Here is an 11,949-nt window from a genome sequence, read left to right as displayed (position 1 = left end):
GCAGACTCGGACGGCCGTTGGACGAGGGGTACATGTCGGTGAACATCCCTGGTGGGAACAGCACCTCGCGATGCTCGGCGAGGAACGCGAACACACTCCCCGCCGGGATCAACTCCCGGCAGGTCTCCCACACATCCGGCCCGACCATCTCCCCGGCCCATTCCCCCTGCATACCTACAAGACTGGCCCCGACTCCACCGAGCCGGGGCCAGAACGCGAGATTTTCAGCAGACTTCTAGATGCTCGCCGACGGTGAAGGGTTCGCCGTTCTCCCTGGCCTGGAAAATCGCTAGGTGCTCTTCGGGGACCGTTGAGGGGGCGGCCGGGCCACCTTGTACGCGGTCGTGAGGCGGTCCTCGGCGAGGTCTTCTCCCAGGCGCCTCACCATTCACGATCCGTTGCGCGCGGACTCGTACATTGCGAGGGCGTCGGCTGGTCGCCCGCTCTGGGCGATCAGCCGAGATCATTCTCCGTGGAAGACCGGAGTGCGTCGTTCCAGGCTTGCCTCGATGCCTTCGGCGCAGTCGCGGGTCGCCCACAGCCGTGTCTGTTCCACGAGTTCGTGTTCCAGTGCCTCGCGGACCCGCGTTGCCATGTCCGCCCTCAGTGTCGCGCGGATGGACCGAACTGCGAGCGGTGCGGCCGCCGCCAGCGACTGGGCCCACTCCAGGGCGGTCTCGCGCTGGAGGCCGGGTTCCGAGAGCCGGTCGGCCAGTCCGATGCGGACGGCCTCTTCCCCTCCCACGCGTCGGCCGGTCATCAGTAGATCGGCCGCGACTTGCCGCCCGACGAGGTCGGGCAACGTCACACTCAAGCCGAACCCGTGGTGGAAGCCCAGCATCGCGAAGTTGGCGACGAACCGGCTCGACCGGTCCGCGACGCGGAAGTCCGTCGCGCAGGCCAGACCGAGTCCACCGCCGACCGCCGCGCCCTGAACGGCGGCGATCATCGGTGTGCCGATCTCGAACAACTGGACCGCCCGCCGGTAGAGCCGCTCCGACACCGCGACCCGGTCCTGCTCGAACCCGCCACCGGCACCGAAGTCCGCTCCCGCGCAGAAGTGCTTGCCCGTCGACGCCAGGACCAGGGCCCGGCACCTCGGGTCGTCGTCGAGTTCGCGGGCGGCGTCGACGAGCTGCCCGATGAGCTTCTCGTCGAAGAAATTCGCCGGTGGCCGACGCAGTTCCAGCAATCCGACGCGGTCCCGCAGAACAACCGAAAGATCCGAACTCGTCATGGAACCACCCTGCCCCGTCGATCGCCCGGCCACCGGCAAAGCGTCCGGTGAGTGGACAGTCGCACCCCACGACGACACGAGCGGAGGCACATTCGGGATATGGAGATCACCAACGTTCTGGCCGCGTTCGCGCGTCTGGCCGACGCAGGGGCGCTCGAGGAGCTCGGAGACCTGTTCACCGCGGACGTCGAGTGGTCGATGCCCGGAGCAACCTGGCGCGGCCGCGCGGAAGTCCTTTCGGGCCTGGGGTCGATGCGCGATCTCGGCCATGCCGGGCCGGACTCGGGCAACCGACATGTCATCACCAACCAGGAGGTGTATGTCGACCACGACCGAGCCACGGCACGCTCCTCCTTCCTGCTGGTGAGCCAGGGCACCCCGGCCGCGATCCTGGCCGTCGGCTCCTACCACGACGAACTGCTGCGCGAGGACGGCCAGTGGCTCATCGCCCGGCGAGAAGTCACGACCTGAAGTCGTCCACTGACCGGAACATCACGCAGGCCGGCGCCCCGCATCCGCTTAGCGTCGGGCGAACCATCCGCACCCAGGAGGGCTGATGAACGCCGATCCCCGCATCCTCAAGGCGCTCGACCGTGCGAGGGAACTGGGGGAGAAGGGCATCGCGGTTGCCGCCTACCACCGCGGTGAGCTGATCGTCGACGCCGTCGCCGGTGTTGCCGACACCGAGAAGGGCACACCAGCCGACGAGCGCACCCTCTTCCCGGTGTTCTCGGTGACCAAAGGCGTCACCGCGACCGCTGTACATCTGCAGGCCGAGCGCGGGCTGATTGACCTGCAGGCGCCGATCGCCCACTACTGGCCCGAGTTCGGCGCGAACGGCAAGGACACCGTCACCGTCGAGCAGGCGCTCTCGCATCGCGCCGGCATCCCGCAGATGCCCGACGGCGTCACACCGGACCTGATGGCGGACTGGGACTGGATGACCCGCCGCATCGGCCAGTTCACGCCGATCCACGAGCCGGGTACCGCGAACGCCTACCACGTTCTGGTCTGGGGGTGGGTCCTGGGCGAAGTGGTGAGGCGCACGGATCCCGCCCGTCGTCCCTTCGACCGGTTCGTGGCGGAGGAGATCTGCGCACCGCTCGGCGTCACGGACTTTCACCTCGGTGTCCCCGACGCCGACCTGCCTCGTGTCGCCACACTCTATGGCGGCAACGATTTCTCCATCGTCGACGAGCACAACATCAGCCCCCGTGCGGTGTTCCCCGGATCCGAGGTGCACAACCAGCGCACGGTGCTGCAGACGGTCGACCCCGGTGCGGGGGCGGTCGCCACCGCGCGGGCGGTCGCGCGGATCTTCGCCATGCTCGCCGAGGGCGGCGAACTCGATGGCGTCCGGCTGCTTTCCCGAGAGCGGGTCGCCACCTTCACCCGGCCCCGTGCGGGTGCGGACGACCCGGACAAGGTGCTCACGATCCCGGTGTGGTTCGGTGCCAACGGCTTCTGGCTCGGTGGTGAGGAGGGTGCGTCCGACCCGCTGGTGGGCGACCACCGCGATGTCGTCTACAGCCCCGGAGCCGGTGGCTCTCTCGCGTGGGCAGACCTGCGTGACCGGCTCGCCGTCGCGATCTGTCACAACGATATGGACACCCCCGCCGTCGTCAGTCCGGAAAGGACGTTCGCCCCGGTCGTCCGAGCGGTCCGCGAGATCGCCGCCGAACGTGAGGAGGCCCGTCGATGAGCTCAGCGCAAGAGCTGTTCGGTGGCGGCGTCGCCGTCATCACCGGGGCCGGCGCGGGCATCGGTGCGGGTATCGCCCGATACGCCGCCCACGAGCTCGGCATGACGGTCGTGCTTGCCGACATCGACGCCGCGGCGATCGCCGTGTTGCGCACCGAACTTCAACAGAGCGGCGCGAGGGCTGTCGACGTCGTCTGCGACGTGCGCGACCCGGCGGCGCTCGAGCGGCTGGCCGAGCAGGCGGCCACCCATGCCGGGCCCGTGACCCTGTTGGTGAACAACGCCGGGGTGGAGCAGTTCGGCTACCTGTGGGACACCCCCGTCGCCAATTGGGACCGCCTCGTGGCGATCAACATCAACGGCGTTTTCCACGGCATCAAGGCCTTCCTGCCTCGACTGATGGCCGATGCCCAGCAGTCGTGGGTGTGGAACCTCTCCTCGGTCGGCGGGGTAGGTGCGAGTCCGCTTCAAGCGCCTTACATCATGAGCAAACACGCCGTGCTCGCGATCACCGAATGCCTGCACCAGGACGTCGAACTTGCTGGACATGCCGACCACATCCACGTCCAGGCCGTCCTGCCCGGCGCGGTGGCGTCGAACATCTTCGAGTCCGCCGGCGCGGTCGACTTCGGCGACGTGACCATGGCGGAGGAGCACCGGGCCGCCATGCTCAAGGTCAAGGAACAGGCCATGGATCCGGTCGAGGCGGCCCGAGCCTTCTTCGACCAGGCTGCCGCCGGAGAGTTCTACCTGGTTTCCCAGGGCTTTGTGCGGGACGCGATGGCAGCCAGGGCGGACGTGCTGATCCATCGGCGGGCTCCGTTCCTGCCGTCAGGCGAGTTCACCGTCCCCACCGACTGATCCCCGGAGAGCACGATGTCCCTGCCCCCGCTGGACCCCGACGCCGCGGCCATCGCCGCTGCGACGGCTGACGTGCCGCCGATGCGAACGCGCGGTATCGCCGCGATCCGTGACTCCCTCGAAGCGATGCGGCATCCCGCCGGGCTGCCCGAGATGGCACAGACGGAGGACCGGGAAATCCCTGGTCCGCACGGTGACATCCCCGTACGGATCTACAGACCCGTCCTGGACGATCCGGCGCCCGTGCTCGTGTACTTCCACGGTGGTGGCATGTGCATGGGCACGATCCACTCCTTCGAGCCGGTTGCCCGCAATCTGGCCGACGCGAGCCGCGCCACCGTCGTGTCCGTCGGCTACCGCCTTGCGCCGGACGCCCCGCCACCGGCACAGTTCGACGACGCCTACACCGCGACGCAGTGGGTCGCCGAGCACGCCGCGGAGCTCCGCGTCGACCCGGATCGGCTCTCCGTGGTCGGCGACAGCGCCGGCGGCACCCTCGCCGCGGCCGTGGCCCTCGCCGCGCGGGACCGCGGTGGTCCCGCGATCAGCTGCCAGGTCCTCGTGTACCCAGGCCTCGACAGGGACTTGGGGGCCCGGTCGATCATCCAGTGCGCCGACGCCCCGATTCTGTCCCGCGATGACGTCATGTATCTGAACGAGATGGCCGACAGCGGCACAGGCCACCCGGACAGTCCCTACCGCATCCCCGCCTACGCGACGGACCTCAGCGGCCTCCCGCCGGCGATCGTCGTGACGGCCGACTGCGACCCGATCCGGGACTGGGGCGAGCGGTACGCGAACCGGCTCCGGGAAGCCGGGGTGCTGACCACGCTGACCCGCTATCCCGGCGCGTATCACGGATTCCTGCTGCAGGCCGCCTATCTGGCCAAGGGGCGGCTCGCGATCGCCGACATCGGCGCGCTGCTCCGAGCCCGCTTCCGTTCCGATCCTCTGGAGGTCTCATGACCGACACCGCCGTCGACCCCTTCGCCGACGCGCTCGAGATCGCCCCGCACGAGCTGTCGCGTGGCTACACGTGGGCCGAGTGCCCGCGGTGGCACGACGGCGCGTTCTGGTTCAGCGACATGTACACCCACCGGATCGTTCGACTGGATGCGGCGGGTAATCCGGAGACCATGGTCGACCTCGCCGCGCGTACGTCCGTCAATGGCACCGAGGTCATTCCGGGCGGATTCGGCTGGCTGCCCGACGGCAGGCTCATCGTCACCTCGATGCACGAGCGGCTCGTCCTGGCCTTCGACGGCGAGCACCTCGTCGAACACGCCGATCTGCGCGAGCTCGCCACCGGCCCGATCAACGACATGGTCGTCGATGCCGACGGCCGTGCGTACGTCACCCAGCTCGGCTTCGAGCTCTTCGAGGGGGAAGCACCGAAGGACTCCGACCTGCTCGTCGTGGAACCGGACGGCTCTGCCCGCGCGCTCACCGAACTGGGTGGCTTCGCCGGTGCCAACGGGATCGCGGTCAGCGCCGACGGAAGCCGGGTGGTGACCGCGGAGGCGTTCGCCAACCGGATCACGGTCCTCGACCGCGACGAGCACGGTCACCTCAGCGGCCGACGGGTCTTCGCCTCCACGCCCTCTCTGCCCGACGGCATCTGTCTCGACGACGACGGTGGCGTCTGGGCCGGGCTGCCGGCCGTCCCGGCCGTGGCTCGCCTCGTCGAGGGCGGGGCGATCACCGACATCGTCCGCTTCGACGCCGGGCAGGCATTGCCCCCGGCCTGCGTCCTCGGGGGCCCGGACCGGCGCACCCTGTTCGTCTGCGCCGGGCTCGACGTCATGGACTTCGAAGAATCGCGACGCAACCGCAACGGCACGGTGTGGACGGCCGGGGTTCGCGCGAGTGGCGGCAACAACCGCCCTTGAAACGATTGGGAGTTCTTCTGTGGACAAGTTGTCCTTCACCGGCCGCGTCGTTGTGGTGACCGGAGCCGGGCGCGGCATCGGCCGCGCGCACGCCTTGTTGCTGGCCGCCCGGGGCGCGTCCGTCGTCGTCGCCGACTTCGGTGCTCGCGTCGACGGGTCCGGAGTGGACGGTGACGACCCCGCCACGGACGTCGTCGCCGAGATCCGGGCCGCCGGCGGACGGGCCGTGGCCGTGCGGGCCGACGTCTCCACCGAAGCCGGCGCGGGGGCCGTCGTGCACGCGGCGGTCGAGGAGTTCGGCCGGCTCGACGCGGTGGTGAACAACGCCGGGATCGTCCGCACCGGACATTTCGACGAGATCGGCGCCGAGGAGTATCAGCGCCACCTCGACGTGCACTTCTTCGGTTCCCTGCACGTCTGCCGGGCGGCGTGGCCGCACCTGATCGAATCCGGCAGCGGGCGGGTGGTCAACACCGTCTCGGCCGCCATGCTCGGCAACCCGCTGATGACGCACTACGGCAGCTCCAAGGGTGCCGTGTTCTCACTCACCCGCAACCTTTCCATCGAAGGCGCCGAACACGGCATCCTGGTCAACGCCATAGCACCGGGCGCCGGTACCCGCATGGCCGAGAACTCCGCCGACTCTTTGTCACCGGAGGTCATGGCCTATTTGCGCACTCAGCTGCTGCCCGAACACGTCGCGCCGGTGGCGGCTTTCCTCGTTCACCCCGCCTGTCAGGTGACCGGCGAAGTCTTCAACGCCGCGGGCGGTGCGGTGAGCCGCATGGCTGTGCTCACCACTGCGGGTATCCACGACCCCGCCCTGACCGTCGAGACCGTGGCCGAGCGCTTCGACGAGATCATCGCCATCACCCCGGACGCCCAGCCCGCGGTCGTCGCTGTCCCGCAGCCCCACATCACCTGACCCCCGCCTGGAGAAGACGATGACCGAGACCGTCACCACGGGAACCGAATTCCCGTTCGCGCCGCTACCTCCCGAGGAGGCCGTCGAGCACCTGAAGCGGCTGATGGCCGACCGGCCGATGACCAAGCTCACCATGCCGTACGGCGGTGACGTGTGGATCGTGCACCGCAACCGCGCGGCCCGCGCGATTCTCACCGATCGGCGGTTCGTCCGCGAGTCCTTCCGGACCGGGGAACGCGTCGTCCCGTTCTACGTGCCGTTCCCCGACTTTCTGCGCACCACGCTGCAGTTCGAAGACCCGCCCCAACACACGAAGCTGCGCAGGCTGGTCCAGAAGGCGATCTCCCCGCGGCGGGTGCGCGACATGCGGGCTTCGGCCGCAGCCTTCGCAGGAGAGCTGATCGACGGCATGCTTGCCCGCGGCGGCGTCCGCAATTTGGTCGCCGAGTACTCCGTGCCGCTGCCCGTCGAGATGCTCAGCTCGCTCCTCGGTGTGCCGTCCGCCGACCGGGAGAAGTTCGAGCGCTGGAGCTCCTCCACGATGGCGGTGGCAGGCAGGACCGAGCAAGAAATCGCCGAGGACATGAGCGAGCTGGCGGCCTACATGACCGACCTGATCGCCCAGCGACGGGCAGAGCCGCGGGACGACCTGCTCAGCTCCCTCGCCCACGCGCGCGAGAAGGACGAAACCCTGACCGACGCGGAGATCCTGCCGATCGCGTTCATCCTGATCGTCGGAGGGTTCGACAACACCGCCAACTTCCTGACCACCGGCGTGATGTCACTGCTGCACTCTGACGAGCAGCGTGAACTGTTCCTGGCCGACCCCGACGGCTTGGCCCCGACCGCGGCCGAGGAGGTGCTCCGGCACGGGGCGTTCGCGGTCGGAGGTCCGGTGGGCGGCGGTGGCGGCCTGGTGCCGTTCGTCGCGACCGAGGACGTCGTCGTCGACGGCCAGTTGATCGCCAAGGGCGAGGCGGTCAGCATCGATCCGGGTGCCGCGAACCACGATCCCGCTGTGGTGACGGACCCGGACCGGTTCGACATCACCCGCAAGGACAACCCGCACCTCATGCTCAGCCACGGTCTGCACCACTGCCTGGGCGCGCCCCTGGCCCGCATGGAGATGCAGGTCGGGATGGCCGAGATCTTCAAACGCATCCCGACGCTCCGGCAGGCCGGCGATCCGGTGATCCGCCGTGACGTCCTCACCCAGCCGATGACCGACCTTCCGGTCACTTGGTGATCCCGGTGCCCAAAGTGTTCTACACCCAGCCCGACGGCTCCGAGACGGTTGTGGAGGCCGTTGCCGGTGACTCGGTCATGCAGACTGCCGTCCGTAACGCGGTCAGCGGAATCCTGGGACAGTGCGGCGGCTCGCTGTCGTGTGCGACCTGCCATGTGTTCCTGGCCGAGGAGAACACCGACGACTTCGCACCGGTCAGCGAGGACGAGGACGAGATGCTCGACTGCGCTGCCACCGAACGCGAGGACAGCTCGCGACTGTCGTGCCAGCTCGTCCTGGGGGACGGCCAGGAGGTCCACGTGACCGTCCCGGAAGCGCAGCTGTGAGCGGAGGAGCGCGACTGCTCGTCGTCGGGGCGGGTCAAGCCGGTGTTCAGGTGGCGGGCAGCGCCCGCGAACTCGGCTGGGACGGCCCCATCACCCTGATCGGGCAGGAACGCCACGCCCCGTACGAGCGTCCACCGCTGTCCAAGGCTTTTCTGAAAGGCGAGGCCGCGATCGATTCACTCGCTCTGCGCACTCCTGCGTTCTACGCGCAGCAGCAGATCGATCTCGTACTGGACGAGCACGTCACCCAGCTGCACTGGACCGGTGGGGGAGCCGGCACGGCGACCTCAGCCTCGGGACGGCACTGGGCGTTCGACCGCCTGGTTCTGGCGACCGGCGCGCAACCGCGATCGCTGCAGATCGATGGTGCCGACCTCGACGGAGTCCTCATGCTCCGCGACGTCCGAGACGCCGAGATCCTCGCGCGGCGGCTGACGAACGTCACCGACCTCGTCGTGATCGGCGGTGGATTCGTCGGTCTCGAGGTGGCTGCCACCGCGACCGCGGCAGGCGTGAGGACCACCGTGGTGGAGGCCGCGCCCGCGTTGATGAACCGGGTCGTCAGCAAAGCCACAGCCGACGTCGTCGAAGCCGCTCACAGCGTGGCCGGGGTACGGATACTCACCGGCGTGCGTCCCCGGAAGCTGTGCGGCGACGGGGGGACGGTCAGCGCGGTGGAGCTGGAGGACGGCCGGGAGTTGCCCGCCCAACTCGTCCTCGTCGGCGTGGGTGCGCGGCCCCGGGACGAACTCGCTCGCGCCGCCGGCCTCCGCTGCGACAACGGGATCGTCGTGGATGAGTACTCGCTCACCTCCGACGACCACACCCTGGCCGTCGGCGACTGCGCGAACCTGCCCGATCCGTCCCCGGCGCCGCAGCCCGCGCCACGCCTGCGGTTGGAGAGCATCGACAACGCCGTCGAGCAGGCCAGAGCGGCCGCCGCCACCCTCGCCGGCCATGCCCGGCCCTACCGGAGCGTGCCGTGGTTCTGGTCCGACCAGGGGGCGCTGAAACTCCAGATCGCCGGGCTGGCCCGCGTGGACGACGACACCGTGATCCGGGAGGACACCCGACTTGGGCGGACGACCGTACTGCGGTACCGCGGCGAACACCTGGTCGCCGTCGAGTGCGTCAACAACCCCGCCGACTTCCTCGTCCTGCGCAAGGCACTGGGCATACGGACGTCCCTGCCGCGAGAGAAGGCCGTGGATACACGGCTGTCGCTGAAGATGCACCTCGCGGCTGTATCCCCGCAATGAAAGGAATCTCGATGTCATTGACCGGCGCGTACGAACCGAGCCCCGCGAGCTGGATCGCCGAGCAGGTGGAGCGCTACGAACGCACCGACGGCGCGGACGGCGGCACCTTGCAGGACCGCCCCGTCGTCATTCTCACGACCAAGGGCGCTAAATCCGGGAAAATCAGAAAGACACCGCTGATGCGTGTCACTGACGGCACCTGCTACGCCGTAGTCGCCTCACAGGGCGGAGCGCCGACGAACCCGTCCTGGTACCGCAATATCTTGGCCGACCCGCACGTCTCGTTGCGGGACGGCGGGGACGTCCGCGAATACGTCGCACGCCAGGCGGAGGGTAAGGAGCGAGAAGCCTGGTGGGCGCTGGCCGTGGAGACCTGGCCCGACTACGAGACCTACCAGAGCAAGACAGAACGCGAGATCCCGGTCGTCATTCTCGAACCGTCCTGCTGAAGGCCGCATATGCGCTCGTGTCGGCGAACCACCAGTTCCGCGAGAGGACTTCGCGCCATGCCCGCCGAGGCCCTCGATACGTGCCTGGAACTCCTTACAGGCCGCCCGACGGAGTCGCCGGCTGCGGAAGGGGCAGCGAGATGGACACGCGGGTGCCGCGGCCGGGCACGCTTTCGAGATGCACCCTGCCGCTGTGCAGTTCCGTGATGGCGGCGACGATGGCCAGCCCGAGCCCGCTGCCGCCGCGGCCACGGCTGCGGCTCTTGTCGGCGCGGTAGAAGCGGTCGAAGACGTGCGCGATGGCCTCCCCGGGGATGCCTGGCCCTCCGTCCTCGACGCGGAGCAGCACCTCGATACCGGTCGTTCCAAGCTCGACCAGGTACGGGGTGTCTTCGGCGGTGTGCATACGGATGTTGCCCAGCAGATTTGCGAGCAGTCCTCGCAACTGCGCCTCGTCACCCCGCACGGTCACGCCCGGCTCGATGCGCGTCTCACGGGGGCGCGCGGGTTCGACCGCGGCAGCGTCGCGGCAGGAGTCGACGACGATCCGGCTGAAGTCGACCAGTTCGAGTTCCGCCTCGTCCGTTTCGTCGAAACGAGCCAGCATCAGCAGGGATTCGACGAGTCGCGCCATGCGATGTATCTCCGCGAGCATGCGGGCCACTGCCTCGTCGGTGGCCGCCTTGTCCGGGAGTGCGCCCTGCTGGTACAGCTCGGCGTAGCCCCGCAGGGACTGCAGGGGGGTGCGGAGTTCGTGTGAGGCGTCGGCAACGAACTGCCGCATCCGTTCCTCGGACTCCTCGCGCGCCGCGAGGGCCGCCTGGATCTGTTCGAGCATGTGGTTGAGAGCTTCGGTGAGCCGGCCGACCTCTGTGGTCGGAGCGGTGGCCTCGGTGAGCTGCCTACCGAGATCGCCGGCCGCGATGGCATCGGCGGCGTCCGCCACCCGCTCCAAAGGGTGCAGTTCACGGCGTACGACAGCAGTGCTCACCAGCGCCACCACGCCCAGCCCGGTCAGCTCGACGGCCACGATCACGGTGAGGTCCTGACTGACCGCCGCAGTGATCGCGGTGGCGGCCACGGCGAACGCGCACAGGGTGGTGACGAGTGCGCTGAGCCGGGTACGCAGCGGCCACCGGCCGGGGCGGCTCAGCAACGGGGGTCCCGGTCCTGGATGCTGTAGCCGATGCCGCGCTGGGTGTGGATCAGCGGCGGGCCGAGCGGATCCAGTTTGCGGCGCAGGTAACTGACATAAGTGGCGACCACGGTGTCGTCGCCGTTGAAGTCGTACGACCACACATGCTCCAGGAGCCGGGCTCGCGGCACGACCCGGCCGCTGTGCAGCATCAGATAGCGCAGGAGGCGGAACTCGGTGGGGGAGAGGTCGACGAGAGTTCCTGCGCGGCGCACCGAGTAGGTGGCGGTGTCGAGTTCGAGGTCGGCCACGCGCAGCATCCGGTCGTTGTGCTCGGCACGCCGGGTACGGCGCAGGACCGCGCTGATGCGAGCGGCGACCTCGTCGAGCCCGAAAGGCTTGGTGACGTAGTCGTCCCCGCCGGCGGTGAGGCCCTTGACCAAGTCCGCACGGGTGTCCCGGGCAGTGAGGAAGATGACCGCGTGCGGCACACCGTCGGCGCGCAGGCGACGCATCACCTCGAAGCCGTCTCCGTCCGGAAGCATCACGTCCAGCAAGATCAGCTCTGGCAGGAAGTCGCGTGCCTCTGCCAAGGCCTCGCGCACAGCCGAGGCTGTCCGCACCTCATACCCGATGAACTTCAGAAAGCGACCGACCGTATCGAGGATCGCCGGTTCGTCGTCCACCAGGAGCAACCGCCCAAGCTTCGGTGGGACAGCTCCGGTCTCGTGGGAGGTCACGTCGGTCATGCGGATGGTTCTCTCCTGTTCACGTGCCAGGCCCAGGGGCCACGGCGTTTCCATTCGACCATGGCCTGTCGACGGGCGGCGTTCCATGGGAGTTCCATGTGAACCCCCCCTCGCTGAGAGGCCGTTCGGCGTGGAAGTCCCTCGGCCGTGCCTAACGTGGAGAGCGCAGGCC

General features: G+C 68.9%; 13 protein-coding genes. 10 read left to right on the top strand and 3 right to left on the bottom strand.

The genetic code is table 11. From position 1 onward, the window contains the following. Positions 1-463 precede the first annotated feature (463 nt). Entirely contained in the window at positions 464-1,237 is a 774-nt protein-coding gene (locus PV396_RS35205; RefSeq protein WP_319211675.1) for an enoyl-CoA hydratase/isomerase family protein, read from the bottom strand. A gap of 99 nt (positions 1,238-1,336) precedes the next feature. Here PV396_RS35205 and PV396_RS35200 point away from each other — a divergent pair, with 99 nt between their 5' ends. The 10 genes from PV396_RS35200 to PV396_RS35155 all read left to right on the top strand — a co-directional run bounded on the left by PV396_RS35200 (position 1,337) and on the right by PV396_RS35155 (position 9,893). Further along, on the top strand, positions 1,337-1,708 hold the full coding sequence (locus PV396_RS35200; RefSeq protein ID WP_319211673.1) for a nuclear transport factor 2 family protein: 372 nt from the start codon (positions 1,337-1,339) through the stop codon (positions 1,706-1,708). 85 nt (positions 1,709-1,793) lie between these two features. Then, entirely contained in the window at positions 1,794-2,939 is a 1,146-nt protein-coding gene (locus tag PV396_RS35195) for a serine hydrolase domain-containing protein (protein ID WP_319211671.1), read from the top strand. Then, positions 2,936-3,799 carry an SDR family NAD(P)-dependent oxidoreductase gene (locus tag PV396_RS35190; RefSeq protein WP_319211669.1) on the top strand — a complete coding sequence of 288 codons (864 nt, stop codon included), beginning with the start codon at positions 2,936-2,938 and terminating at the stop codon, positions 3,797-3,799. The genes PV396_RS35195 and PV396_RS35190 overlap by 4 nt, the downstream gene beginning before the upstream one ends. Positions 3,800-3,814: 15 nt before the next feature. Further along, entirely contained in the window at positions 3,815-4,765 is a 951-nt protein-coding gene (locus tag PV396_RS35185; RefSeq protein ID WP_319211667.1) for an alpha/beta hydrolase, read from the top strand. Continuing rightward, positions 4,762-5,688 carry an SMP-30/gluconolactonase/LRE family protein gene (locus tag PV396_RS35180; RefSeq protein WP_319211665.1) on the top strand — a complete coding sequence of 309 codons (927 nt, stop codon included), beginning with the start codon at positions 4,762-4,764 and terminating at the stop codon, positions 5,686-5,688. Before PV396_RS35185 ends, PV396_RS35180 begins: the two co-directional genes overlap by 4 nt. Before the next feature lie 19 nt (positions 5,689-5,707). Further along, positions 5,708-6,613 (top strand): SDR family NAD(P)-dependent oxidoreductase, encoded by a 906-nt coding sequence (locus tag PV396_RS35175; RefSeq protein WP_319211663.1) that lies wholly within the window; start codon positions 5,708-5,710, stop codon positions 6,611-6,613. 19 nt (positions 6,614-6,632) lie between these two features. Further along, a complete protein-coding gene (locus PV396_RS35170) occupies positions 6,633-7,859 on the top strand; it encodes a cytochrome P450 (protein WP_319211661.1) in 1,227 nt (408 codons plus the stop codon). 5 nt (positions 7,860-7,864) lie between these two features. Then, the gene (locus PV396_RS35165) at positions 7,865-8,185 is read left to right on the top strand and encodes a 2Fe-2S iron-sulfur cluster-binding protein (RefSeq protein ID WP_044471889.1); all 321 of its coding nucleotides are present in this window, start codon (positions 7,865-7,867) and stop codon (positions 8,183-8,185) included. Next, positions 8,182-9,444: an FAD-dependent oxidoreductase gene (locus tag PV396_RS35160; RefSeq protein ID WP_319211658.1), complete on the top strand. Its 1,263-nt coding sequence runs from the start codon at positions 8,182-8,184 to the stop codon at positions 9,442-9,444. Before PV396_RS35165 ends, PV396_RS35160 begins: the two co-directional genes overlap by 4 nt. Positions 9,445-9,455: 11 nt before the next feature. Then, positions 9,456-9,893: a nitroreductase family deazaflavin-dependent oxidoreductase gene (locus tag PV396_RS35155; RefSeq protein WP_319211656.1), complete on the top strand. Its 438-nt coding sequence runs from the start codon at positions 9,456-9,458 to the stop codon at positions 9,891-9,893. Between the two features lie 94 nt (positions 9,894-9,987). On the opposite strand, the gene PV396_RS35150 is transcribed toward PV396_RS35155, so the two are convergent. Next, positions 9,988-11,049, bottom strand: coding sequence for a HAMP domain-containing sensor histidine kinase (locus PV396_RS35150; protein ID WP_319211654.1), 1,062 nt, complete (start codon positions 11,047-11,049; stop codon positions 9,988-9,990). Further along, complete coding sequence (locus PV396_RS35145) at positions 11,043-11,777, bottom strand: response regulator transcription factor (protein ID WP_319211652.1); 735 nt, start codon at positions 11,775-11,777, stop codon at positions 11,043-11,045. The genes PV396_RS35150 and PV396_RS35145 overlap by 7 nt, the downstream gene beginning before the upstream one ends. Positions 11,778-11,949 lie beyond the last annotated feature (172 nt).

This window comes from Streptomyces sp. ME02-8801-2C, assembly GCF_033793965.1.
Lineage (GTDB): Bacteria > Actinomycetota > Actinomycetes > Streptomycetales > Streptomycetaceae > Streptomyces.
The sequence above is the reverse complement of the archived record's forward strand: the minus strand, read 5'-3'. Positions and strand labels throughout refer to the sequence as shown.